This is a genomic window from Nostoc punctiforme PCC 73102 (assembly GCF_000020025.1).
GTDB classification, from domain to species: Bacteria; Cyanobacteriota; Cyanobacteriia; order Cyanobacteriales; family Nostocaceae; genus Nostoc; species Nostoc punctiforme.
Map to the genome: position 1 here is coordinate 230134 of NC_010632.1, position 24785 is coordinate 254918.

General features: G+C 41.5%; 21 protein-coding genes and 1 pseudogene. 14 read left to right on the plus strand and 8 right to left on the minus strand.

The features are described 5' to 3' along the window. The first annotated feature begins 370 nt into the window (after positions 1-370). Both NPUN_RS38135 and NPUN_RS36325 read left to right on the plus strand, forming a co-directional pair. Positions 371-871 carry a hypothetical protein gene (locus NPUN_RS38135; protein ID WP_012413339.1) on the plus strand — a complete coding sequence of 167 codons (501 nt, stop codon included), beginning with the start codon at positions 371-373 and terminating at the stop codon, positions 869-871. Positions 872-873: 2 nt separating this feature from the next. Beyond that, a complete protein-coding gene (locus NPUN_RS36325; protein WP_052304751.1) occupies positions 874-2103 on the plus strand; it encodes a ParM/StbA family protein in 1230 nt (409 codons plus the stop codon). Between the two features lie 51 nt (positions 2104-2154). On the opposite strand, the gene NPUN_RS36330 is transcribed toward NPUN_RS36325, so the two are convergent. After that, on the minus strand, positions 2155-3435 hold the full coding sequence (locus NPUN_RS36330) for an ISNCY family transposase (protein ID WP_083782459.1): 1281 nt from the start codon (positions 3433-3435) through the stop codon (positions 2155-2157). Between the two features lie 120 nt (positions 3436-3555). Here NPUN_RS36330 and NPUN_RS36335 point away from each other — a divergent pair, with 120 nt between their 5' ends. The 4 genes from NPUN_RS36335 (at position 3556) to NPUN_RS42415 (ending at position 5227) form a co-directional block, all read left to right on the plus strand. Then, a complete protein-coding gene (locus NPUN_RS36335; protein ID WP_167315727.1) occupies positions 3556-3747 on the plus strand; it encodes a hypothetical protein in 192 nt (63 codons plus the stop codon). Positions 3748-4030: 283 nt separating this feature from the next. Then, a complete protein-coding gene (locus tag NPUN_RS36340; RefSeq protein WP_012413340.1) occupies positions 4031-4441 on the plus strand; it encodes a hypothetical protein in 411 nt (136 codons plus the stop codon). A gap of 197 nt (positions 4442-4638) precedes the next feature. Further along, entirely contained in the window at positions 4639-5013 is a 375-nt protein-coding gene (locus tag NPUN_RS36345; protein ID WP_012413341.1) for a hypothetical protein, read from the plus strand. Positions 5014-5065: 52 nt separating this feature from the next. Beyond that, on the plus strand, positions 5066-5227 hold the full coding sequence (locus tag NPUN_RS42415; protein WP_167315728.1) for a hypothetical protein: 162 nt from the start codon (positions 5066-5068) through the stop codon (positions 5225-5227). Positions 5228-5307: 80 nt separating this feature from the next. On the opposite strand, the gene NPUN_RS36350 is transcribed toward NPUN_RS42415, so the two are convergent. Further along, a complete protein-coding gene (locus tag NPUN_RS36350; RefSeq protein WP_012413342.1) occupies positions 5308-5838 on the minus strand; it encodes a hypothetical protein in 531 nt (176 codons plus the stop codon). 48 nt (positions 5839-5886) lie between these two features. Here NPUN_RS36350 and NPUN_RS36355 point away from each other — a divergent pair, with 48 nt between their 5' ends. Beyond that, positions 5887-11067 (plus strand): hypothetical protein, encoded by a 5181-nt coding sequence (locus NPUN_RS36355; protein WP_012413343.1) that lies wholly within the window; start codon positions 5887-5889, stop codon positions 11065-11067. Positions 11068-11116: 49 nt separating this feature from the next. Further along, positions 11117-11881: a tetratricopeptide repeat protein gene (locus NPUN_RS36360; RefSeq protein WP_012413344.1), complete on the plus strand. Its 765-nt coding sequence runs from the start codon at positions 11117-11119 to the stop codon at positions 11879-11881. 26 nt (positions 11882-11907) lie between these two features. Here NPUN_RS36360 and NPUN_RS36365 read toward each other — a convergent pair whose 3' ends face one another. From NPUN_RS36365 to NPUN_RS43960, 4 genes are all read right to left on the minus strand, one after another. Continuing rightward, on the minus strand, positions 11908-16158 hold the full coding sequence (locus NPUN_RS36365; RefSeq protein WP_012413345.1) for a strawberry notch-like NTP hydrolase domain-containing protein: 4251 nt from the start codon (positions 16156-16158) through the stop codon (positions 11908-11910). 286 nt (positions 16159-16444) lie between these two features. Continuing rightward, positions 16445-16924, minus strand: a complete 480-nt coding sequence (locus NPUN_RS36370) for a hypothetical protein (RefSeq protein WP_012413346.1) — start codon at positions 16922-16924, stop codon at positions 16445-16447. Between the two features lie 420 nt (positions 16925-17344). Next, positions 17345-18181: a class I SAM-dependent methyltransferase gene (locus tag NPUN_RS36375; protein WP_012413347.1), complete on the minus strand. Its 837-nt coding sequence runs from the start codon at positions 18179-18181 to the stop codon at positions 17345-17347. Positions 18182-18238: 57 nt separating this feature from the next. Continuing rightward, complete coding sequence (locus NPUN_RS43960) at positions 18239-18508, minus strand: tyrosine-type recombinase/integrase (RefSeq protein WP_234711199.1); 270 nt, start codon at positions 18506-18508, stop codon at positions 18239-18241. A 410-nt stretch (positions 18509-18918) separates the two neighbouring features. Between NPUN_RS43960 and NPUN_RS41370 the strand changes: the two genes are divergently transcribed. From NPUN_RS41370 to NPUN_RS36390, 3 genes are all read left to right on the plus strand, one after another. Then, positions 18919-19149, plus strand: a complete 231-nt coding sequence (locus tag NPUN_RS41370; RefSeq protein ID WP_148220506.1) for a hypothetical protein — start codon at positions 18919-18921, stop codon at positions 19147-19149. Between the two features lie 38 nt (positions 19150-19187). After that, the gene (locus NPUN_RS39845) at positions 19188-19592 is read left to right on the plus strand and encodes a hypothetical protein (RefSeq protein WP_012413348.1); all 405 of its coding nucleotides are present in this window, start codon (positions 19188-19190) and stop codon (positions 19590-19592) included. 179 nt (positions 19593-19771) lie between these two features. Then, positions 19772-20659, plus strand: coding sequence for a DUF4351 domain-containing protein (locus NPUN_RS36390; RefSeq protein ID WP_012413349.1), 888 nt, complete (start codon positions 19772-19774; stop codon positions 20657-20659). Between the two features lie 415 nt (positions 20660-21074). On the opposite strand, the pseudogene NPUN_RS39855 reads toward NPUN_RS36390, so the two are convergent. Both NPUN_RS39855 and NPUN_RS36395 read right to left on the minus strand, forming a co-directional pair. Then, a pseudogene (locus NPUN_RS39855) lies at positions 21075-21517 on the minus strand (plasmid replication protein, CyRepA1 family); the annotation flags it as partial. 10 nt (positions 21518-21527) lie between these two features. After that, positions 21528-22031, minus strand: a complete 504-nt coding sequence (locus NPUN_RS36395; RefSeq protein WP_012413350.1) for a YcxB family protein — start codon at positions 22029-22031, stop codon at positions 21528-21530. A gap of 268 nt (positions 22032-22299) precedes the next feature. Here NPUN_RS36395 and NPUN_RS36400 point away from each other — a divergent pair, with 268 nt between their 5' ends. The 3 genes from NPUN_RS36400 (at position 22300) to NPUN_RS36410 (ending at position 24380) form a co-directional block, all read left to right on the plus strand. Next, positions 22300-22701: a hypothetical protein gene (locus tag NPUN_RS36400; RefSeq protein ID WP_193372291.1), complete on the plus strand. Its 402-nt coding sequence runs from the start codon at positions 22300-22302 to the stop codon at positions 22699-22701. Then, positions 22661-23038, plus strand: a complete 378-nt coding sequence (locus NPUN_RS36405) for a sunset domain-containing protein (RefSeq protein ID WP_041566697.1) — start codon at positions 22661-22663, stop codon at positions 23036-23038. Before NPUN_RS36400 ends, NPUN_RS36405 begins: the two co-directional genes overlap by 41 nt. 331 nt (positions 23039-23369) lie before the next feature. Beyond that, the gene (locus NPUN_RS36410) at positions 23370-24380 is read left to right on the plus strand and encodes a chemotaxis protein CheB (protein ID WP_012413351.1); all 1011 of its coding nucleotides are present in this window, start codon (positions 23370-23372) and stop codon (positions 24378-24380) included. Positions 24381-24785 lie beyond the last annotated feature (405 nt).

Sequence of the window (24785 nt, forward strand, 5' to 3'; positions counted from 1 at the left end):
ATAAGCGGTGCAAAATAGCAGACATTTTGTATATAAATAGGGGTTTTATGTGCAAAATGTCTGCTATTTGTAACTGTGATTAGTAATACATTTTGACCACGTAAAAGCAAATAAAACCCCGGTAAATTAGTAGGGATTTAAAAAATGAGGGACTAAGTGAAGGATTAGAAGAAAAAATGCGGTGTTGTATGTGCATTCATTATTAAGTAAATACTTTATTTAGGCAGACAATATAAATTTCAGAAGCCAAAATATTAAATTTAGTTAAGTTAGGCAGTATCAAAGTAAAAATAAAAAAACTGGGCGATAAAAATTAGTGTAATAATTTTAAGAAAGCGCGTTACGCTAATCAGAATTTTAGTCAAAAAAAATGAATGATTCTAGATATAGAGTAGTGTCATTTAGAAGACCGAGTGACAGTGCAGATGCAGAAGTAATTGATTACTTGAGGTCAAAGCCTTTAAATTTGAAGGAAGATTATTCGGAAACAATTACATCGACACTAAAAAAACACTGGCTACCTCTAGCCTTGTTTTCTTCGGGGCTGAGGGGAGAAGAATTAAGACAGATTGGCATTTGGGCAATTAGTCAACTAGAAGCACAAATTAGTATGATTCGGAGAACTTGCGGGATAGCACCAGATCCACTAGTGGTGACATCAAATATATCAATGCAAGCATCAAACATAGTGGCATCAGATAGTCTATCTGTCTTAGGGATTACTTCAGGAGATGGGCAAATAAGTTCTACTGATGAGGAAGATGAAGACCATGAAGATGACGATGACGATGAATTTCTTTCCTCGCAAAACTTTCAAGAGATGACCGACATTAAGCGGATGTTTGGCTGGAACAACCAGAACGGGGGCTGAAGATGAATAAAAAAAATAATTCTAAAGACTACACAAAAGTTGCGATAACGATTGATTTAGGGACAAGTTTTCAGAAGGGGATAGCACAGATTTATCCAGATGGGGTTCCAATAGTTTTAGCAATGGAACCAGAAATAGCGGATTTAGGGGTAGAGTCAATAGAATATTTGTCAAATCAACTTGTACAAGATACGACGGTATGGATAGGGATTGGCGAAGAATACTATGTCCTGGGAGCATTAGCCAAAAGTATGTTCGCGGGGACATCAGCTATTAGAGATTTGAAGTATCAATATGCCTTACCGAAAGTAGCAGCTATGTTATGGTTGGCAATTCGGCGGCTGGGAGTGAAAAATCCAGATATAGAGCTATATGTACATTTGTTGTTGCCAGTGGGAGAAGCGTCGGATGGGCAAACGCTCAGAGCAAAACTAGCACAGAACTTAAAAACAGGAATAATCACGCCAACAGGGAGGTTAAAAGCAAAATTGCGTAGCTTTGATGTCAGTCCAGAAGGGGCGGGTATCATGGCATATCGCAGTCGCAACGTCAACATAAACTATTTCCAAAAGAGTATAGGAATGCTGATGTTAGGCTATCGTAATGCCAGTTTTATTCTGTCGCACAAGGGGAATGCAATAAAAGCTGAATCTACAGATTTAGGGATGAATTGGGTGGTGCATCAGTTTGTAGAACGTACTGCCGTAGGTTTATCAAAAGATGACTTACGCCTAATTTCAGCTTTAGCCGAAACCACGAATAACAATTTTGATGCACTGCGGTTTCTATCACGCAAAACCAAAATCGAAGAAATCAATGCTGATGTAGAGTTGTTTTGTCGGATTTTACCGATAGTTCGCAAAGAGTACTGCCGTGCTTTATGGCGCTGGTTGAGAAATATTGCCCAAATGGATGAAATCTTAGTTTGTGGTGGGACAGCATCTTTTATACGCCAAGAGCTAACCGAACATTTTGATGGTGAAGGCATCCCCATTTGTTGGAATGGCGGAATGGAACTACCTAAATATTTAGACACAATGGGATTAGGTGATAGGATAGCAGCAATTCTCATTATGAGAATGGTTATCAATATGTTAAGAGCGAAACTAACCGATGAAGCCTGGGAGACGTTGAGAATTCTGCTGAATGATAAATTTGAACTAGGAGTGGCTACTTCAAACAGATTTTTAGACACAATGAACTACCAAGTAATACATGGCAATTCAAGCTAATTCCATGTATTACACGGAGTTGTAAGTATTCTCAAAAAGTAAGATGAATTTTCAGCTTGTGTTGGGATGAAATTCTAATTCCAGTCCGTGGATCATAAAGTTAAGCAGACTTTCCCAACTATCAAAATAAAGATAACGAGTTAAGGCGCGTAAATCATCAAAGAAGGTCTTGCGTGTTGGTAAATGCTGGCGGATAAATTGGTATTTCTCATCTATAATGTCAAGTAGAGTATGAAACAGAAATGCAAGGATATTAAAGGTTGCTAATAGGGAGGATAAATGCGTTTTCCCATGTCCGAAATTATGTTCTAAGTTGTAACCTTTGGTTTTAAGAGTGTTATTATTTTCGTTTTCTATTTTCCATCTGCTGCGACCATCTGACACAATCGCCTCAACATTAATATCTGTGATTCGATGATTTGTCGCAAAGGTATTTTTGTAGATTATAGTCCCATCAGAGCGAGTAATGGCCAATTCACACCAGTTTACTAATAAAGCATCCTCGCTATTCCGTAAAGGAATTTGGTTGACATAACGGTAGGTATAAATCTCATAGACTTTGCCCTTCCAATGTTTGACACTAAATGTATCAAGGGGCATTCCTTCTAACCATTCATAAAGTGTTTTATGGGATTTAGACCGACACACTAGAATGAAATTTAGTTTTTCTTGTAGTAATAATTCACATAAAGGTTGATGGCAATAAAGATCATCTCCTAAAATGGTAATACCAAGAGATGCGTACTGTTTGGCATATTTCTGAATCCAACGTTTTGCTGCCGCATTCTCACAATCCTGCTTTTGATATCCGTCTTGAGGGACAACAAACTCTGGTATTAACGGGATTACTTGAGAATTACTAGGACAAACAATTACTGGTGTCACCACAGTATGAAAATACTGAGTTGTTCCGTTTTTAAAAGTTCTGCTCGAACAGTGTTCACAGTGAATTTCATTGGAGCAAAAATATTCTGTTCCATCTAGAGCTATCAGCAAATTATTTTTAAAAGAACGAAATTTTGATAAGTGTTTACCATTCTCTAATGCTTTGAAAATCTTGGTAAACACCGGAAACACAACGGTTGGTTCTATCTCATCAAGTAAATCTCGGATATGGTTATCGCTTGGAATTTGGTGTACCCCAAACAAGCTTTGAGCATTATTATGTCCCTTACTATGTGCCATTGACCTTTGATGGGCAAGAAAAGAAGGACTCTGAGTAAAAAATATGGAGAATGCGCTTAATGCTGCATCACTCATTTGATAGCGTTTGTTTTTGCCTGTTCGCTTATCAGGTAAATCTTTCAGGATTGACTGAAAGTATTGTACTATTTCGTCAAAAATTCCTGGCTGATTCAAAAAAGCTCCTGCGTTCGCGAGTATTGAGATACAAAAACCATACCTTTAACTGAAAATTTTGCATAGATGCTAATGATAGTTATAATCATTCTCATGATGAGAATTGCTGATAGGATAGCTGATGCTTGGGCATCCCATATTAGCCATATCAAGTTTTTGGATCATGAATTGAGCTATGACCGCCAAGACAAACCCCTAGTTCCTGATTATTATGTTCAACCATTCAAGAGTTCTAAACCAGACATGGAGATTTGGCAAAGGAACGGTTATATCACTACAAGCTAAAAATAGGGTGTTGGGGGTAGGGTGTTGGGTGTAGTGAAGACGGTATTGGACTGAGCTTGGAACTCCGACCAATGCAAACCAGAGTGAAAAGACAGGGCTTGTAACGAATCTATGTTGTTGTACAAATGCTGTCTGATGTTAGACAGATATTCTGTCTAACATCGCCAAAGCTAACAAATGCAAGGGTTTAGCTTTGAATGGTGTTTCCCTCCGCTTAATCAACAATTGCTCAAGATGGTTGAGTCAAACAATAAACGCGAACAATTAACATTAGCAAATTGATATGGCTGAAACGACACATTTGCAGGTACAAGAATTATCACGATTTGCCCAAGAGCAAGACTTCAATCAGCAATATAGACAGTATTTCGGGGATGTCTGGGACGAAGTTGGAGTTAGAGATATCTCCAAAATGACCATCCAAGATGCCGAGCAAACTTTGAAGGTACTAGCTGATAGTGAAGCATCTCCCCAATTCATTAAATCCCTACTAGCACAAGCAGCAATTGATGGTGCTTCACCGCAGGTTTTAGAGTATTTTCTCGCAAGCGACATTGACTCAGATGGGCGGACTCTGGCACAAGAATTATTTCAAGATGGGACGAACCCATTGCAGCCAGATATACCCCAAGCACCACCCAAGGCACAGGTTTTATCTCCATCTCCAACTGAAGATTTGGACTGGGAAATATAGCATATATTCTCAAACTTTACTAGCAACCTGAGCTTTGATTTTTTCAGTACTCAAGTTGCTAGTTCTTTTTTGAAAGCATATTTAAACTTCTTAAGTTAGATACGAGTTCCATTTTTCAAAAAGCACACTAGGGTGTAATTGAATTATCGATTACACCTGTTCCCTCAGTTAACTCAACAACTAAAGAAGGCCATAGTATGACTATATTAGGTATTAATAGACCTTTAGATACAACCCAGGCAAAACTGTGGGATGAGCGCGATTTATCTACAAGCGATCGCCGCCGGGAGCATCTAGAAATTCTCCTGTGCCAGAAAGTACAAATAGGTGAAGACCCCGCCTTATGTAAACAAGTGTTGAATTATTTGTATTTCTCGGCATTTCAACAGAATCTGAATCGTATTACTGTCCAAAAAGAGAAAGAAAAGTCGGTTTTTGCATCTGTACAGCAAGTGATTATTACGTCCTTTGCTATTTTAGGAATGTTTGCGTTCCTTGCCGCCGCTTCCAACAAGTCAGTTGTGCGATCGTCTGGGGTAATCCCTCCAGCTATAGAACGGCAAGCCAATTAACCAAATATTCACTTTTTCGCGCAGGCAGACAACGGAAGACTAACTGCAAGTAATGTGGGCTGAAGTAGCTAGAGAACGCTCGGCATTCAATTCACTGCACATATTAATCATTACACCCTTTGCCATCTTACGAAGGATTGCCTTTTTTAACGGGGCGTTTCGCTCTATTAAACCATCGGCTGCTGCTAACCTGCCTGCTGTTCAAGCTCATTAAAAGGATGTCACTAAAAAGCTGAAAGCGCTGTTTTATAATGCTTTCAGCTTATATTACCACTCGCTCTGCTTAGGGTGAGCTTAATATGCTGTGTCCTTGTCGAAAGGCAAACTGTCTTCCGGCTCAAAGTTACGCAGGTCTTGCTCCATCTGCTGCCGACGTTGGACGTATGTTCTGCTAGCGCCAATCCTTTCTTGCATTTCCTGTTGACCGAAATTGATACCCATTTCAGCGTGTTTGGCTGATACTCGATTGTAGTTATCGACATCAATTTTCTTACGCCGTTCCATTTCCTCTAACCATCCAAGGCTTTTACCTTTTTTAAGCTCAGATTCAAAGTATTCCTGTTTAAGAGAACCGTCAGGGTTAAACTGTGTTTTCTCTGTTGGGGTGAAGAAGTCGTATGCCGTGTAGACAGGCCAAGGTTCTGGGTCGGTTTCGTCTAGATGTTTCCACTCGTCATATTCTTCTTTCAATCTACGAGCATAGTCATCGACTGCTGCTGGATTTGAGCCAGTAGATATTTTTTGTTGCCTTACTTCATCTTTTAAGGTTCCATCTGAATTGAATTCTTTACGGTTCATATTTATCCAGCGTTTTATTCTTGACATGATTAATTCCTCACAAGATTGATAAAAACTTAACTAACTCCAAGTCTTATGACTCTTGAATTTAAACACTTTGACACGAGAATAAATCAATGGATTCATGATGACGGAGACAAAAATAATCCTGATTCAATTTTAACTGAGAAAATAGATAATACCCTATTAGAATCATATTTTCCAGATCAAGAGTTTTCTTTCGGACATATTGATGAATATAGTAAAGCAGAAGATTTACAAAATCATCCAGAAGGACATATTCTTTTATTATCTTCTAAAACCAGACTCCTCTATGGCTCTCCAGAATGTTTAGAAGTAATTGATAAATTATGTCCCGATAGAAAAGATAGAGGTGCTTATGGGTCGATTTTCCTAGGTGGTTGTAAAAATTCCATTAATGAAAAATTAAATATTCTAATTGTGAATGATATTACAGGAGAGAATGGAGGATTTATTAAAGATGAGGATGCTTTCAAGTTAGTGGGCGATTGTTATGGACAGATATCAACTAAACTTTATGACCGTTTGACCCAAACAGAGCAACAACAAAATAAAGATTATCATGTTATTCAGCATCGCTTTGGTTGGACAGAAACTGATGGAGAAGATAACCAATATCGTTTTGGCAAAGGGACTTTACGACCATATAAGTTAGATAAAGTAGAATATTTAGACCCAAAGATTAAATCCAAAATTGACTTAATCATTCCCATATCCAGTTTTAAAGGTACAGACAAGGATAATCCTAATGGTGCTAGTAAACCCCAAATTAAACCAGGACTATATCAGCAAAAAATCTGGTTAGGTGAAAAATCGCAGTCAGAGCGAGGTCAGACAGCCATATCACAACTGTTGGCATCATTTCCTCAAGGGATCAAAGATTTCGCTGAGGAGCTAGAGGCACAGGCTCAAAAGCTAGCCGAAAATCAGGATGACCCAAGGATTGTTGCACAACTTTATTGTGAAAAATACGAAAAGCGTAAGGCTTTGACTGAATCACAGAAAGCATCTTTATCAAAGCAAATTACTAAGCAAGCTGGTGATGGCTCATTAGCTAAACAATTAGAACTAGTGACATCGAATGATGCTGATGGAGAATATGAGATAATCGATGAAAATAATGAATCACCGAAAGATAATTTGTTGATGTATAAACTCATAAAGGCTGATTTAGTTGGGGGGCATAATCAGCTTTTAGAAACTGAAAAAATTAAACAAGAACTGAGTAGATTTGTCCAAAGCGAGTGGAGAGATATAGCATCTGGGAGAACTTTAATATTTGACCGAGGAATGATTATCCCATCCAAAGAACTGAAAAATGGTGAAATCTGTGTTCCTTGGATGGATGATGGAGAAAAGGTTCTTAATTTTCGTTCTCCATTCCTCAACTCTAATGGTTTATGTATATCCACTAATAAACTTGTTGATGATAGATTAGCCCCAGATGGGGTAAATCTTAAAGGCATTATAGTAGTCAATGATGAAGATCATAAACGCATTTTAGCAAGGCTTAAGACCAATGAAATTGCGCCAATTGAAACCGAATCAGAACGGCAAGCGCGAGATTTTGACGGTGACTGTATTGGCGTGGCGCTGGCTAGTAAATACCCTAACCTGACAGCAGAGGCAGAGCAAAGAAATCTTCCCAAAAACGCCTATTCGCCCACGGTTAAGCTCAAAAAACAATCATTTTATTTGGAAAATGGAACCCAGCCCCCATTTGAAAAAATCGCTATTCACATGAGCGATAGCATCAGCGTGGGCATAATCAACAATCAAGTGACGGCACTGGAGGCATTAGAATCAGAAATTGAAGTACTAAAGACTTACGGTACTTTTGAGCAGAAATCAAATTATCTAGACCAAGTTTCTAACCATTACGAAACCCTGTTTGAGCAAGAACGCCAGAAAGATCCAAAGTTAATTCGAGAAGAATACAAGCCTTATATGCAAGGAGTTGTTGAAATTGCTCATTCTCAAAGAACTCCCGAAATTATCCAGCAAGCGATGGACATTAACCGTCAAATGTACCGGAGCATGATTGAAGAAGGATGTTATCAAAACCAAATAGCGGTTGATTTATTCAAAAGTGCTAAAAAACCTGAGATGGATAAAATCCGGGAAAACAGCCGCTACTTGTATCGTGATGTTAATTATATTAAAGATAAAAAGTCGCCTTCAGTTTATCTAAACACGGGGATAACACCAAAGGGCTACTCACCAGTAGAATTATTAATTAGCCAAACCAATAAATATTTCCAAGAATCACAGTTAGAATCGCGTCCCATAGTTCAGTTTAAAGACTTGTTCAAAGGGGTAGAATTTACACCACAGCAAAAATTTGCAGCGATCGCCGCGAAGTACGAGTTCGATCTGAAATTCAACGCTGCGGTTCGTGCCTCAAGGCGGCGAGAAACAGAGTCTGGCCCTAGCGCAGTTGTTCAAACGGATTCAGGAACGCAACTCGAAATTACCAATCTCACCCGTTACGGGCATCCCTTAATCTGGAAAGCCCAGACACTTAATATTCGCCTAGATGAGATTAAATTCACAAACAGTGAACGCCCCCATAAATTATTAGCAGTTGCACAGATAGATGGTGAGATTGGGGAAAATGGAAAACCCGCCTACCGCAACCTGGGGACAGTTAGCCAACAATCTGTGACTGACCACAACCTCAAATCGGGGATGACCATGCAGGGAGCTAAACTCCTAGAACTAAAACCAGAACTTACTAGAAGCCAAACTAAATTACTTTTCGACAAGGCACAAGAGGCGGCTCTCGCATTTTACGCTTCTATCCCAGAGTCAGAAAAACTTGCATCCGCCGCCGCCGCTTGGAATATCTGTGCATCCCGCCAGGATGAACTCGAAGTTGCACGTAAAGAAAACGCAAACCCCCAGGCGATCGCTAAAAAAGTCTCCAATTTTGCTTTCGCTGCTTTCCCCAATGAGATTATCTCCCGCTTGGAGAAACTGCAATTTAGCGAACCGAAGTTAGTCACACTTAATAATGAAGCAAATCAATTTTTGGGCAGAAAGTGGAACCCAGAGGAAAAACACCCCATAGAAATCAGAGCTAGCCACCACCCACCGGGACATGAACGCCACGTTTCCAGACTAATGTTTGTCCAGGATGCTGACGGCGAATATAAGGAATTCGCCATGCTCGAAACCAGGGGCGGAATGTTACCAATTGGCTCAAAGGCGCAAGCTAATTTCATTGGGGTAGAACCTGCTACTGCCAAATCTTCTATTGGACTGCCAGGAAACGAGTCGGTTGAAATTACTATCCGTGAACTCAAGAACTTCTCTTATGCAGGACTTGTTTTTAACGCCGAACCCGTAAACTTAGAATTTGGCACTGTGCCGATTCCTGATAAAACAGTAAAAATCAAAATTGATGCTTTGACTCTGGGGGAGTTAGACAGTGATTCTGTCCAACAGTTAAAACAAATTGATTACCTGAAAAATGGTAATCCTCTAAAGTTAAAACTTACTTCTATCTCCGAAACTGGAGATCAAGCTTTTGTCCTGGGTGAATCTCCTAATGGGAATCTCCTCAAAATTAATAAAATTAACTTTTATGATTTTTCTGGTCAGACATTCGATGATTTGGATTACCGAAAACTGACTATCCAAACCTCAGCTTCTAAAACCAGAGATGCCGTATTTTTAAATGGTGAACCCTTGGGGGTATTACACTTCAAAAAAGACAAAGACGCGCTCAGACAGCTTGGGCTACTCAAACCCAAACAAGTTACACCCGCGCCTGCAATCATTGAAAGTAATTTTTCTGTTATTTGCGCTCAAATTGACCCTAATACCGTCGAATATCCCCAGAAATGGACGAAGGAATTTCAGGCTTTTGGGACTCAATCAGTTAATTTTGAACAACAAGAGATGATTGAGAGTAGTGCGAATATTCTACATCATATTAAAGAGCGCCCTACTTTCTTATTTTCGACAGAATCAAACAAAAAACTTGGAGTCATGGGCTTGGCTGTTGACAACCAGAAAGTTGATACTGTAACTAAATGGTTAACTGCTCAAAATGTTAAATTCTCGCTTGCCCCAACAGAAGATGTTATAAGGGAAACTAAAAAAGGTCTAGCGGTATTTAACTTGGTTGATAGCTCCATTCCTGCCAAAACTTTAGAGAGCATGGCCAAGAAATTTGGGGCTGTGATTGAAACGGATAGTGAGTATCAACAAAGAGTTAATTCCCTCGCCACACGACCGCAGTTTTTGAAACCTCCATCTCAATCAGCATTGTTCCCACCTCAACAAAGCGCTCAATTCCACCCAAACCAAGAGGTTCAAAATATCGCCCCTCCTGTCATCAAAGGCAAACCGATTCCGATGAACTACCCTTTAATGATGCATGGCGACACTAATCCAATACTAGTAGATACTTGCATTGATGCGATGAGAGGATATGGTCGAACTCATACCACCAGAGCTTATCAACCATACAAACAGTATGGGTTTAAGGAAGGTGATATTGCTCTGGCGACAGGCATTGATAAGCAAGTTGCCTTTCGAGTCGGTAAGCAGTATCAAATCACACCCTCTATGATTGCTGACCCCGTTTATCAACAGCAGTGGGCTGATATGGAAAAGCACTCACCCAAAGCATTACCAGAACTGTTTACCGAAAAACAGCAGGTGTGGGGACTACATATTGAACCCTTGGGGGATTATGTGGAGGGTTTTATAGTCCCGTTTCCTGAACCACAAAATAGAGCCGCACTTGAAGCAACAGTCCAAACTCAATCAGTTACTATTGATGACTTGAGAAATTGGTACAATGCCGCAGATAAGTTAGGGAAGTCGGAGAATTACAAAAAACGCATTGTAGAAGTGGCCAATCAGTTTAAAGCTGGTGAGCAATTGTCAGCCGAAGCGTTGACAGTAATGAATAAAGATAAATTTGAACTTGAAGCCATCAGTCGGTTGACTCAAATTGCTCAAAGGATTGGCATGGTTTGGGGTAAGTCTGATGAAAATGGTACTAAAGTCCAAGGGAAAATTTATGACTTGGCTTTCAATACCCAGCAGAGGGATTTAACTATTTTGCAGAAAAATGGGGAAGTAGTTTTAAACTTACAATCTGGCAAGGTGCAGACTAATAAAGTAACTCCACAGATATTGCAAACTTTTGAGGATGCTAATACTCAAATTGATCAAATATTAGCTAAATCTCAAACACAAAAAACAGACTTACAAAGATAGATTTATCCTAGAATAGCCTTTTTCAGCAATAAAAAAGGAGAAGAACGCTATGGAGACAGCTAATCTAGAGCAAGCACAGGTTTCTTATAATCAAGGTTTGGCACATCTAAAGTCAGGTAATTTAGATGCAGTTATCGAGTGTTTTAGAGAGGCATTACTACTTAATCCTAATTTTGCTGAAGTTCACAATACTATAGGGATGATTCAGTTTCAAATCGAAAAGTATGAAGGTGCAATTCAGCTTTTTGATAACGCATTGTCAATGAATCCGAATTTTGCCGAAGCTTATAATAATCGAGGACTAGCTCGGTCAAAAATCTGTCATAAATCAGAATTCCCCAAGGTGATTGAAGATTACACTAAAGCCATTGCCCTGAATCCAAATTTAGTCCAAGCTTATATAAATCGCGCTGATACATACAAAAATCTAACTGGGGACAACCCAGCAGCTATCTTAGATTACAGTCAAGTAATTTCACTTGACCCAAACTGTTTATCAGCTTATATAAATAGGGCGAATATTTATTTCTTGTCTGGGGAATTAGAAAAATCACTCTCTGATTTAGAAAAGGTATTATCTCTGGATACTGATTGTGCAGAAGCATACTGTGGACGAGGAACAGTCAGATTTTATCTGGGCGATGTTGAAGGTGCTAAAAAAGATTTGTTTAAAGCTTTTGACTTGTATAAGGCGCGAGGAAATATGGTTTACTGTGCTTTTACTCGAAGTCTCATTATGGAGCTTTTTCGAGATTTTGAAGTTTATAAGGATTTGTTTGGAGTTGAAAGTGAGATAGCCAAATCGAAAAAGTAGCCACTTGACAAAAGTGGCTACAAATTTCATCCGAGAATCTGAATTACAGCCGCCAGAATTGACGCTGCTTTATTGCCAGTTGGGACGAATACTCGCTTTTTCCATTGAATGATCTCGGTGAAACATCCAACAGCCACCAGAGAGTCAGCCAACGAGATGGCATTCACTAGCTCTAGGCGTGCTTCACCAGCAACGAAAGACCGCCGCAGTGTGATTCCTCCCGGCAACTGCTGTGTATATCTCTCGTTCAGTACCAGCTTCACAAGTTCTTCTGGAGAAAGCACCTGGTTCCTTAGTCCGAGTTGTTCTCTGACAGTTTGAATGTCGTGAGCCGAAATCACCCGACCAAGAACTTTCTCGCCATCGCTGGTTTGCAATCGAAATACTCGACTGTTCTGCTGTGGCAGAGTTTTCCAAATCGGTAGAAGTATTCCAGTAATAAGGTGAATGTAATCAGTAGTGAACTGAGGCAGTTGGGAGATTTCCTTTGACCACGCTGCAACAAACGTATCAGCCGAAACCTGTTGCCAAGTGGAAGATTCCAACTTATCGACAGGTACGCGAGTCTCTTTCTGTGGTCGCACAAGTAAAACCCGTGGCACTACCCCACCTTCAGAGTCGAATACACTGTGAGTAAGAATAAATACTGCGGCTTGACCAGATTTCCCATTAAGCATGAGTTTTCCCTGGTATTTGTCAGCAAAATCCAACATCTCGTCAGATGTTTTGATGTTGTTCCTTTGGAGTCGCTCTACCTTGAGGTAATTAGTTACGCTGCCAGTCGTCGGATGAGTATACACCGATTCACAACTTTCAACAGTGAACTTTTCAGCCCTCAGCGTTTCTACTCCCACTTCAAAAATACCATTGGCGATCGCAGTTTCAATTTGCTGAGAAAGCAACAACTCGAACCGTTCGAAAATCACATTTTGCATCCTGATAGTCAAAGCCAGCAAGCGATTGAGGAATTGTCGCAACGGTGGGAGGTCTATCCGCATACCGCCTTCGTGAGATGTCAGAGACAACCCAGTCATCTGCTCAAAAGTCCCTAGAGGAACCTCATAAAATCGACCCTGGAATATTTGCTTGAATAACTCATACAAAGCGTACTCTGCGTACTGAGATTCTAGGTTATCCTTAGCCTCGAATATCCCGTTGCCCCCCGTTTGTCTCTGCCCCCGTGTGAGTGCGCCAAGACTGTCCAGCCGTCGAGCAATGGTGCTAATGAATCGACGTTCACCACGCACGTTGGTCGTCACTGGTCGGAATATTGGTGCAGACGCTTGGTTCGTGCGATGAGATCGCCCCAAACCCTGGATAGCGCTGTCAGCCTTCCATCCGGCTTCGAGTAAGTAGTGCGATCGCCTGCGACGATTGATCACATTCAAATCTGCGTGGTAGCTACGACCTGTCCCACCAGCGTCACTGAAGATGAGGATTTGCTTGTCTCCCTGCATAAATGCGTTAGTTTCCGCAATATTCGCACCACTACCCCGTGAATCAACAAACAAACGCCCCGAATCATCCTTGAGGACTCGCTTACTCCGTCCGGTAACTTCAGCCACTTGCTTGTTACCGAAATGCCAGAGCAGTTGTTCCAAAGCGCCTGGGATTGGGTCAAGGCTAGCTAGCCGCTCGACTAACGCCGAACGTAAAGCTACAGCTTCTTGAGAAATGATGGGCGAGCCATCAGCATTAAACAATGGTTCAGAACGCTCTGAGCCATCGTCCCCTGAATGGATTTCATGCAAGTGAATTGGGAACGCACTCATCAAATACTCCATAAGATATTCTCGTGGGGTAAGGTCAAGATTTAAATCTTTCCACTCCTCGGACGAAACCTCATTAAGTCGCCGTTTCAAAAGTTCTTCGTTAGTGGACACAACCTGAACGACAACTGCAAGACCTTGGGCAATGTCATGCTCAATTGCCTTAATTAACTGTGGACACTTCACCCCCGTCAACAAATGGTTAAAGAACCTTTGTTTGTGGCTTTCAAACTGAGACATTGCGCTCATCTTTGCAGCACGGTTAAAAGTCTTATCACCTGAGATATTGCAAGCTTCTAGTGCTTTTTGAAGGTTATTATGGATAATTTTGAAAGCGTCTGCGTAACTGTCGTAAATTCGTTCTTGAGTCGGTGTTAACTCAATTTCTAAGGTGTCATATTCCACACCATCAAAGCTGAGACTCCGCGCCAGATACAGTCCTAAAGCCTTTAAATCCCGTGCCACAACTTCCATCGCCGCAATGCCACCGTCAGAGATGGATTCCACAAAATCTTCACGTGAAGTAAATGGGAAATCCCCAGTCTGCCAAAGCCCCACGCGATTGGCATAAGACAGGTTAGAAACCTTTGTCGCTCCGGTGGCAGAGACGTATACAATCCGTGCCTTGGGTAATGCATTTTGTAGCCGTAACCCAACAATGCCTTGCTGGGATGCTGCAACCATACCGAGTTTACCCTCTTGAGCCATTGCGTTACCCATTGCGTGACACTCGTCATAAGCGATCGCTCCCTCAAAATCAACACCAGCCCAATCAACGATTTGCTTGAGCCGACTTTTTCCACCCTTTTGAGATCGCAGAGTGGAATATGTACAGAACAAGATGCCTTGGGAGAATGGGATTGGATCGCCCAGCTTGATGTTCGAGAGGTCGATGATGTCTCGCTCAGTACCACCTAAAGCACACCAATCTCTACGTGCGTCTTCGACTAGAGCAGAACTCTTCGATACCCAAATAGCTTTTCTTCGCCCTTGACACCAATTGTCCAAAACGATTCCTGCGACTTGTCTGCCTTTGCCACAGCCTGTACCATCGCCTAAGAACCAGCCACGGCGAAATCTTACGGGATTTTCTTCAGTATTTGCCGCCACAGTCACATTATCCCATGAATCATCAACAATGTACGACCCAGACAAGAATTCTGAGTGTGCAAAACCAGCGTAAATCACGCTTTCAAGTTGTGCCTCTGATAACAAGCCTTGTGTGATAATATTGCATGGAAGATGTGGTTTGTAACTAGGCGCTGGTGGCGAAACAAGTGCTAGGGCTGCGCTCTCGCAAAGTAATGAGGGATGTGGTAGGGCATCCTTGATCCTAATACGTTGTGGGCGATAGGTTTCGTACAAGGCATCTTTCAAACCGTCTGAGCCACTCCACTCGACCAATTCATACTCCAGAACAACCACATCTGGAATCTCTACGGAGGGTTCTGGTTGTGCGACTGTTTGACGCAAGGGTTGTTTAACAACTTTTGACGCAGTAACAGGAAGCGTTTTAACAGTAGAATGTTGCCATAAAGAGCGCTCTGGTAACTGCTTAATCAACGCCAGTATTTCGGGTAAATCCAAGGTTTCAGAGATGCAAGGAATGTTGCGAGGGTCAGCCGCCGGAATTTTTTCAATCACGGTAATCCTGGTTTCCATCGTCGTCCCGTGTAAAGCGTAGGCTTTTCCACTAACCCCAACCGAAAGCAGAACTCGCGCTTCCGAGTGCCACTTAACGAAAGTCTCTTGCCAAGTTGGATTATTGGGAGAAAACCAATTAGCACTGATTGTCACCAGTCGTCCACCATCGCATAATCTTTGTAATGCTGAATTAATATGACGAGGAGTTGCGTCGGGATTGCGATCGCTAATCTTGGGAGATGATGAGAATGGCGGATTCATCAACACAACTGAAGGCTGAGTCTTACCAGCTAAGTAATCGTTAATCTGCTCGGCATTCACAGAGAATAATGGAGTGCCAGGAAACAACCGACGCAGAATCTTCGCCCTATCGGGTGCAAGCTCGTTGAGCATCAAACTTGCACCTTGAAGTTTGGCGAACTGTGCCAAAATTCCCGTCCCAGCAGATGGTTCTAGCACCAAATCATCAGTTTGTATTTGTCCTGCCAATGCTACCAAGTAAGCCAATGATAACGGAGTAGAGAACTGCTGAAGTTTGATTTGCTCCTCGCTGCGACGGGTATGTGTGGGGCAGAGCAACTCAAGCCGTCGCATTTCTTCTAAGGGATTATCAGAAAATCCCTTTTGCCGCAGATAGAGAATTAGTGCAACTTCTACAGCTTCGTAAGCATCTTTCCACTGCCACGCCCCTGATGCCGCAGTTCCGTTAAAATAGCGGTTCATCTGCGACTGAATTGCTCTGTTTGCCAAAGGTTGATTCTTGATCAATAATTTGACTAGTTCATGTCCGGCGCTGACAATGGATTGCCCGTAGTCTAAAACTGTTTGCACATTAAACAGTGAGCCTTGGATTGCATTAACCATGACTGTATATACTATTGATTTTCACAAAAACTTGGCGTAGCCGATACTGCACAGTCAGATTCGTACAGTGATCGGCAATCAAAGTAGACTTAGTAGCAAGTTGACGAGCGTGAGCAAACTCCTCAAGATCATCTGGGGCGTACCGGAGAGCGACTACTAAGGCACAGTGCGCTTTGCATTGTTTTGAATTTTTGAAGTGACTTTAAAGCGATCGCGTTTCAAGAATAGCGATCGCTTTTTTAAATAACTGTCTATGTCGAAGCAACAGGACACCCGGTAAAGTTACTTAAGCGGACTGCTTGCGTGGTCTTGCGGGTTTGCGTGGAGCTTTGGTAGATGTAGCCTTTGCAGCAATCTTAGAAGTTTTGGTGGTTTTGGGCTTGGCGGTTTTAGCCTTCTTAGATTTCGGTTGTACTCCTGTTGCTGGTGGTAGCAGTCTTAGTGAGGGGAATTGGAGTACAACTGGTTGAGTTTTGGTATAGCTGTTGTGATGCTCTAATTCTAATGTCCAGGGGTCGGAAATTTCCTCAAACTGTGATGCAACGAAGGGAATTTGTTGAGGTTCGATTCCTGGTTGTTCAGTGTTAGATAGTGCTTTAAATTGAGGCGCTGTTAGTGTGGATTCTCTATTGGTACTCGATTGTGCAATTGCAATAGCTGGTAATGGTACAACATAAAGTCCATCGATAAAATCAAAAATCATCAGAGCAACAAAGCTCATAACAATAACTTCAATAGCTTGGGTGAGTGTAGATTGAATATCCATTGTATTTCTCCGAAATTTTTGTAATGTTCACAAAAGTTACGCGAAGCGCTATTCGTCTGAAAATTAAGTACAAGCCGAATACAAGAGGTTTTAAAAAGGAATATCTTCAAAGAAATTCATGGGTTGACTGAAGCTCGAAGGGGCGCTTAAGTCTCGGATTATTTTATGGTTGTCTGGATGTAGAAAATCTAAATTAATTTAGCTATTAGTTGACATACTCCCCCGAATTTAACGAAGTGGATTCGGGGGATTTTAGGATCAAACAGCAACCGCAGTCTCAGACCGTCTTGCGTCGCCTAACCTAACCATTGATGCCCCAACGGATTGAATATTCTTAGATGCATTGTCATCACACCCATTCACCGACTGACATGATGGACAACGCCAAACTCTTACCAACATACAAATGTAAACGAATTATTATCTCGGCTTGCGTCCGAAGACGTAAAAAATAGTGAGATCGTTCCAAATTCCTTGTTCAGTTTGCAGTGCCGACAAGGAAGCATCAAATTCTACTTTAGCCTGTGCCAATTGTTCAGGTGTGAGTTGCAATAAGGGATTAGGATACTGTCCGGGTACAGGAGATGAGGCATTACCTATCCACATTCCCTTTGCTTTCTCTAAACTGATGTAACTGCCATCAAGCTCTGATTTAATTTCGATTTCTGAAAAACCTGCAAGTTGGAGCATTTTCTGGCATTTTTCAACTGTTCCAGTTGGCTTGCTAAACAACAAGGAAACGCCATACTTTTCAAGTACCCTCTGTGCTACGACCCCTTCGATAAAAGCGGTGTCTGCAAAAGCATGAAAGCCAAGTAAACCTTTTGGTTTAAGAAGCCCATACCATAGTCGCAACGCGCCCACTAGATCAGACATCCAAATCAACGCAGATGAACAGAAGATGTAATCAAAACTGTTCAATGGAAAATCCAAGGCTTCAGCGTCTGCAAGTTGGAACTCAACGTTACTCAACCCTAATGCGGCAACTTTTCGTCTAGCCTGTTCGAGCATCCCAGTCGAAATATCGACTCCAATTACTCGACCCTCAGCCCCCACAATTTGAGCTGCTTCAAGTGCCACCATGCCTGTTCCAGTTGCAATATCTAAAACCTGCTGTCCAGGACGAATATGTGCATATTCAACTAAACGGTGAGCAATGCGAGGATGCCAGTCACCGTTATCGTAAGTAGAACTCCGGCGGCTATATAAATCTGCTATCTGCTGCTTGTATTCACTTAGTTCTACTTGGTGGCTCACTGCGTTTTCCTGACTCCTTAGTGACCAACTTTGACAAGTTTAAATATAGTATACAATCTAAAACCCAATCCCCGAAACCGCTTTGCGCTTGAGCGCTTGAGCGTGACCTTGCTTATAACGCTGCAACATCTTAGGGTCGCTCTTACCAGAGATTTCTTGAATGGTTCTCAAAGGTATCCCCGCGCTCGACATCTGTGCTCTCGCAGTTCGCCTAAACAAATGAGTGCTGACTCCTTCTACCCCAATTCGCTTGCAGGCATCTCGTGAAATCTTGTCTACCATGAATCGGATCAAGCGTTCAGTCGCACCGCGCATACCTGGAAACATTGCAGAATTTTGGGTTGGTACTCGGTAAGTATTGCGGCTAGCCCTGGTGGGATGTCCACAATCCGGGTTTTATGCTTGCTTTTGGTGGTAGACTTTCTCTAATTAATAGCGCCAGATTTGATATCAATCGTCTGGAGTGCTAGTGCTTCTGATACGTGATAACCAGTGAAAAGGCGAATCCTTGTACAGAGTAGGATGTTATAACTCCCCATGCCCAGGCGAGGCGATCGCGGGGAGTAAGAAACCTTTCAGTAATAATCACTTCAATTCGTCTTAGATTATTAATATCTTGCCTTGTCCGTTTTGGCACGGTGATGCTAAATACGCTAAATATACAGTTAACTTAGCCCAATGCTCGATTACGTCAGTGCAGCAATGGCATTCTATATCACAATGCTTCCAGTACAGGAGTGGATATTGGAATTCCGCCTTGGTTATCTGGGTCGCTACTGGAGCCTGATAAACACTGCTGGCTTACTCATTGGCTTCTTTCTGTGTGCGCTGATATTTGTGCCATTAATTATCAGCATGAGGCTAGATCCGTTCAGATACCCAGATCATATTGTGATGAGTGCGATCGCGTCTGTCATTTTTGGCGCGATACTTTGGCTGGGACAGTGGCTGATACTGCGACAGACTGAGATAACCCCCAGAATTTTCGCTCTGATCAATACAGTAGTTGGAATTTCTGTCTATTCTTTGCTGGTGTGGTTCAATCAGAAAAGTTTGGAGTGGTGGCCCTATCCAAGGCTGGAAAACTGGACTGATTTTTCTAGTCGGTGGTACAGTCACTGGAGCTGCGACGGGCAAGGCTTTGGATTTCTACTGTTGGCGAATCGAGCAGCGATTAATCAGAATTGAGAAAGAGAGGGTAGACCAAGAAACCCAAGAAAGAGAAAGGCTGGCACGAGAAAGGGTGGAGAAGGAAAAGTTAGAGCAAGAAGCAATAGAAGCAGAAATCGCCGAAAGGAAAAGAATACAGAGGGAAGAGGCTCAAGAAGAAGAACGCCTGTGGTATGAGCAGCATGGGAAGGATTATGCTGATTATGCGGATTATGAGGATGAGGAGGAAGAGGATGAATAACTTTGTGCTGACATGAATGACCGTAACCGTTCGCTGATAAATTAGCTCTCACATCGCCTTGCACAGTGTAGCTCAGTAGTGCCTTTTCAGCTTTGCTTTCACATGTGATTAAAATGGGTTGTAAATATAGATAAAATATTATTAATCACTTCAAATTAATTTCAAATAAACTAAATTGAATGACTCGATTTGTACATGACGAATTTGCCAAAGATTATTTAGAAGAACTGTTAAAACCTTATGGAGAAGTAAAGTCATCATCAAAAATATCAGGAGAGATCAAAGAAATTGATGTGCTATTTACTCCATCAGTACAGCAAACCTCTAATTTAGAGGTGCTAGGGCTGCTGGGAAGATTTGCCGAATTTCCGGCAATATTAGAACCATTTCGCAATGCCGCTTCTGGTGATGAAATTTGTGATTGTATTCAAAAATTATTAGAAGTAAAAGCTCTCTTACGACGAGATGCTAAAGCCAATAAAACCAGACTCCAGGAGTTAGATATTCCGAAACTATGGGTTCTTAGTCCAACTGCATCCCCAGCAATACTATCGAGCTTTAATGTTAATCAGAAATCGGGGTGGTTGCCAGGAGTATACTTTTTAGGTGATGCTCTACGGACAGCAATTGTAGCTATACATCAACTACCGCAAACACCAGAAACGTTGTGGCTAAGAATTCTTGGCAGAGGGAGCGTGCAGTCACAGGCGATTGTGGTGGAATTATCAAGGCTACCATTGAATCACCCATACAAGCAAGCAGCGCTAGAATTAGTTTACAACCTGCGCCAGAATTTAAGAATCAATCAAAATTTAGAATCAGATGACAGAGAGTTAATTATGCGATTAGAACCACTTTATCAGCAAGACCGCGAAAGAGCAAAACTTGAAGGACAACAAGATTTAATTATACGTCTAATAAATCGCCGTTTTGGTGAAATTGATGCAGCGTTGATTGAACGAATTCGAGAATTATCTATTGAGCAATTGGAGGGGTTAGTAGAGGCGTTATTAGATTTTTCTGTAGTGGCGGATTTAGAAGTTTGGTTAAACCAGCAAGCAGGATAACAACATGAACCAGGTATCCATTCCATAGAGCATGGTAGTATTTGGGAGTGTAAATCGAGGCATTTAAGATAGCAATAAAAGTGTTTCCATCATCATTTTATTGCGACTGTGGACATGAATTGTATTTCTTTGAGAATACCGTTAGGGAGATGGAAAAAATGAGCATCCATAAACGAGTAATTTTAGGAGATGGAGGAGATAACAAACACACAATTGTTTTTTTCAATGGCTTGGCGACAGAAATTATTTGCCCCATACTTAGAACTTGCACAATAACAGACGAAAAGTAACAGTTTTGATGGGATAGCCTACCACTCTGACCTACACAGCGAATAGCCAATCGCACACCACAGAGGTACAACTGCCCTAAAAGTTAACCCAGAGAATAGCCACTGCCCCAGGTATCCGTTTCAGGTTTGCCCAAAGTCTGCAATGGCTCCGGCTGAAAGTTCTGATCAACGTAGCTCAAATCCGCATTATCCGCCATCGGCAGCAGCGCAATGTTAGCTTATGTGGCGACGTGTTGACTTCTGAGAAATCCTCCAAGAATTGTGGAGCCATTGACATCCCCCACTCTCTGACCCAAATGTGACGGTCAATAGTTTCCCGGAGGCGTGCCAACATCTGACGCACGGAGTTAACCGGCTGCACACCCTGAAAAATCCCCTAAACACCATCAAAATGTCCTCGAATGTTGATAGATACCCCAGTTTCAAGACTTGGGGAGGCAATAACCAAATCATACTGGGTAAGAATTTCGTTCAAGTGAGCGATACAACCAAAAGCCGTATGAGATGGATCAGCAACAGATTCGCTGTCAATCCGCAGGATTCGCAGGTGAGGGAACTTGCGACAAAAGCTACTATTGCTATTTATTCGGTAACTTGATATGCAATAATTCTCTAAATTCATTGGCTTCTTCTTCACTAATAAAAGCCCGTTTAGGAAACATATTTAAGCAGTTGCGAGATTGGTAAACAGTAAATAAATTTGGAGTTTCTCGCCAGGACGTATAACCAGACCATTGCATTTTTAATTCGGATAAAGGGGTAGTAATTTTTAATCCTTCGTCAGTTGTCTCCACACTGATTTCATTTCTCAAATTAGGTTGACTATCCCAAGTATGCTTAATCAAAAAATGCCGAATGATATGAGTAGCAAAATATGCAATAGCTACTCCGAACAAATTAGGTAAAATCGCACTTAATAAGATTTCTTGAAAAGAAACATTCCCTTGTAATAATAAGGGAACTAGAGATATTAATACTAAAACTCCAGCCAAAATTAAGTAATATTTCAGTATTCTTGTTTTTGCATGAACTTGATTCGCTTCTTTGAAGTCGTTTAGATTGAGACGGTATTCAAATTTCATAGTCTACTCCTCACTTTTTTTTGACTAAGGTAAAGTTGTAGCACTGTTATATGTAAGATTATAAACCGTTTTTTATACAAGCTTCTGAGAAATTCAAGTATTAATTATTACCGTTAGTCTAATTTTAATTACAGTGCAAAAGTCTTGTTATCTTCTAATGCTTTGATTGACCCATTGGCTAAACGATATAGCAAGAAATAGGTTAATTTTGTTTGGTTACTTATGCAGCTAGGATTAGAGAAAGATTAATGAATGCAGGAGCAATTAGATGGGATTTACCAGAAGCCGGAGGTCAGTACTGCTCCTACTGCTTGGGGGGTTTATTCCCTTCCTGATATTGGGAGACTTAGCAGAGGATGTCTGGAAACAAGGTGGATTTCCCTTCGATGTTCCCCTATTATTAACTATTCACAGCACTGCCCAACCGAAACTAGATGTATTTGTCTCATACTTGACAAAGCTTGGAGTGTTTTGGGGGGTATTCCCAGCAGTAGTAATGATTTCACTGCTGTTGCTGATTCGACAAAAGTGGCGTGCTTTAGAATTCTTACTCACAGCCTCGGTTGGCAATGAACAATCAACTCAAATCTCGTCAATTGAGCATAGTGCTGACATTATTCACGGTATTCATGTTAGGCAGTTGTGGAAAGAAACTGGAAGAATCTACTAGCACTACGCCTCAAACACCAACTGCGATTGCTCCGGCTAGTCCTGCATTTATTCCTAGCTCTAGTCCTATCCCTGGTGGAAATACAACTTCTAGCTCTAATAAGCCAGCATCTGCGAATAAAGCAACAGTTTTAGCCGCAGCACAAAATCTTGGAGTAAAGCCGCAAAGTGAAACAACTTGCCCAAGTGATGCAGTAGTAAAAGGCAAGATTACAAGGAAGAGAGGCAACATTTATCACATTCCTAAATCCCTTGATTACGAAAAAGTCAAGCCAGATATTTGTTTTAAAGACCCAGCAACAGCACAACAGGCAGGTTTCCGTGCGCCTAAGTCATAAAGCAGGACTTGAACTTTCAATTATTTAGAGTTATCACTTAGTGTCAAACCAATTCGCTGCTTTTTCCAATTAAACCCCATGCATTGTAACTAAATACCGAATAGCATTCTTCAGGCAAGCGATATCAGGGTAATGGTTTTGGTTAACATAGAAATTACTATATATAGACACACAAAATTGAATTCCGTGCTATTTATCTAAAGTCCTATTCTCAAATGAAAAAAATCCTTTCAAAGTTAGGTGAGCAAATTTTGGAACTACGTTATTCTCAATACTGGTAGCGAATGGGCTTTTGTTGCTCACGCTACTATCTTGGTGAATTATTACATTAATGCTTGAACATAATATTATCGTCATTGGAACATCAGCAGGTGGAGTTGAAGCACTGACCTATTTAGTCAAGCATTTGCCGCCCGATCTCAAAGCTGCTGTAATTATCGTTCTTCATGTATCTAATCATGGCACAAGTGTTCTACCAAAAATATTAAGTCGCGCTGGCAACTTGCCAGCGTCTCACGCTCAGGACGGCGAAGCTATTATTCATGGTCGGATTTATATCGCTCCACCTGACTACCACTTACTGGTAGAATCGGTATATTTGCGTTTGACGCGGGGGCCAAAAGAGAATCGTCATCGTCCTGCCATTGATACATTGTTTCGCAGTGCAGCGCGAAGTTATGGGCAGCGAGCGATCGCTGTGCTACTAACAGGTATGCTTGACGACGGCACGGCGGGATTAGTGGCTATAAAAATGCGTGGAGGTGTGGCGATTGTCCAAAACCCTGATGATGCTTTGCATCCTGATATGCCACGTAATGCGATCGAAAATGTTTTGGATATTGACTATATTCAACCACTTTCAGATATTCCTTCTACTTTAGTAGCTTTAGTTAACACGCCAATGAAAGTAGAACCAGAAAATCCGATACCTGACAAGATGGAGTTTGAATCTTCAATAGTGCAATTGGATTTGGAAGCAGTAAAAAACGAAGCCGACCGACCCGGTAAACCATCAATCTTTGGGTGCCCTGACTGTGGTGGTATCCTTTGGGAACTTGAGGAGGGGAATTTGTTGCGCTTCCGATGTCGCACGGGTCATGCTTTTTCAGCAGAAACTTTACTGGCTACCCAGTCCGATAAGGTGGAGGATGCATTATGGATTGCTTTCAGGGCATTGGAAGAGAAAGCTTCTTTATCACATCGTATGGCTTTGAGAATGGAGGAACACAACCAAGCCTTGGCAGCAAAAAGATTCAAGGAACAGGCAGAGTCTGCTTGGCAGCACTCCGCCATCATTCGAGAAATACTTTTGAAGGCTGATACAAGCACAGGTGTTGATTGAAGGAGGTATCTGCGTAATTTTATCGGGTTAAATATCTGATTCAAAGCCATCGACTAAAAGTTTCAGGTTTCCGTAACCGTTATCGAAACCCGCAGTGAAAGTTTTTTGCAATTTGTGAATGTTGGACATAGGGGGTGAGTCAGTACGCTTTGATTTGTGAAAGTTATCTGTTGAGGTGAACTGTAGGGAGCAAAGAAGCAGAGGGGCAGGAGAGTAAGGGAGCAGAAGGGAAAGAGCTAAGAAATTGTATAAAATTGTCCTTTACTTCTTTCTTCTTTATTTTTTTATTTTCTTACTCCCCTGCTCTCCATCTCCTCCACCCCTTTGCCTCTTTGCTTCTCCAGTTTCAAGAGCTTATCATAACCCTTTGGGGGCTAGATGGGGTATAAAATGTCAATAGTCAAA

What these genes read in the sequence shown, in the direction of transcription:
- NPUN_RS38135 (WP_012413339.1), top strand. Translation starts at nt 371, where the DNA reads ATGAATGATTCTAGATATAGAGTAGTGTCATTTAGAAGACCGAGTGAC.
- NPUN_RS36325 (WP_052304751.1), top strand. Translation starts at nt 874, where the DNA reads ATGAATAAAAAAAATAATTCTAAAGACTACACAAAAGTTGCGATAACG.
- NPUN_RS36335 (WP_167315727.1), top strand. Translation starts at nt 3,556, where the DNA reads ATGATGAGAATTGCTGATAGGATAGCTGATGCTTGGGCATCCCATATT.
- NPUN_RS36340 (WP_012413340.1), top strand. Translation starts at nt 4,031, where the DNA reads ATGGCTGAAACGACACATTTGCAGGTACAAGAATTATCACGATTTGCC.
- NPUN_RS36345 (WP_012413341.1), top strand. Translation starts at nt 4,639, where the DNA reads ATGACTATATTAGGTATTAATAGACCTTTAGATACAACCCAGGCAAAA.
- NPUN_RS42415 (WP_167315728.1), top strand. Translation starts at nt 5,066, where the DNA reads ATGTGGGCTGAAGTAGCTAGAGAACGCTCGGCATTCAATTCACTGCAC.
- NPUN_RS36350 (WP_012413342.1), bottom strand. Translation starts at nt 5,838, where the DNA reads ATGTCAAGAATAAAACGCTGGATAAATATGAACCGTAAAGAATTCAAT.
- NPUN_RS36355 (WP_012413343.1), top strand. Translation starts at nt 5,887, where the DNA reads ATGACTCTTGAATTTAAACACTTTGACACGAGAATAAATCAATGGATT.
- NPUN_RS36360 (WP_012413344.1), top strand. Translation starts at nt 11,117, where the DNA reads ATGGAGACAGCTAATCTAGAGCAAGCACAGGTTTCTTATAATCAAGGT.
- NPUN_RS36365 (WP_012413345.1), bottom strand. Translation starts at nt 16,158, where the DNA reads ATGGTTAATGCAATCCAAGGCTCACTGTTTAATGTGCAAACAGTTTTA.
- NPUN_RS36370 (WP_012413346.1), bottom strand. Translation starts at nt 16,924, where the DNA reads ATGGATATTCAATCTACACTCACCCAAGCTATTGAAGTTATTGTTATG.
- NPUN_RS43960 (WP_234711199.1), bottom strand. Translation starts at nt 18,508, where the DNA reads ATGTTTCCAGGTATGCGCGGTGCGACTGAACGCTTGATCCGATTCATG.
- NPUN_RS36390 (WP_012413349.1), top strand. Translation starts at nt 19,772, where the DNA reads ATGACTCGATTTGTACATGACGAATTTGCCAAAGATTATTTAGAAGAA.
- NPUN_RS36395 (WP_012413350.1), bottom strand. Translation starts at nt 22,031, where the DNA reads ATGAAATTTGAATACCGTCTCAATCTAAACGACTTCAAAGAAGCGAAT.
- NPUN_RS36400 (WP_193372291.1), top strand. Translation starts at nt 22,300, where the DNA reads ATGGGATTTACCAGAAGCCGGAGGTCAGTACTGCTCCTACTGCTTGGG.
- NPUN_RS36405 (WP_041566697.1), top strand. Translation starts at nt 22,661, where the DNA reads ATGTTAGGCAGTTGTGGAAAGAAACTGGAAGAATCTACTAGCACTACG.
- NPUN_RS36410 (WP_012413351.1), top strand. Translation starts at nt 23,370, where the DNA reads ATGCTTGAACATAATATTATCGTCATTGGAACATCAGCAGGTGGAGTT.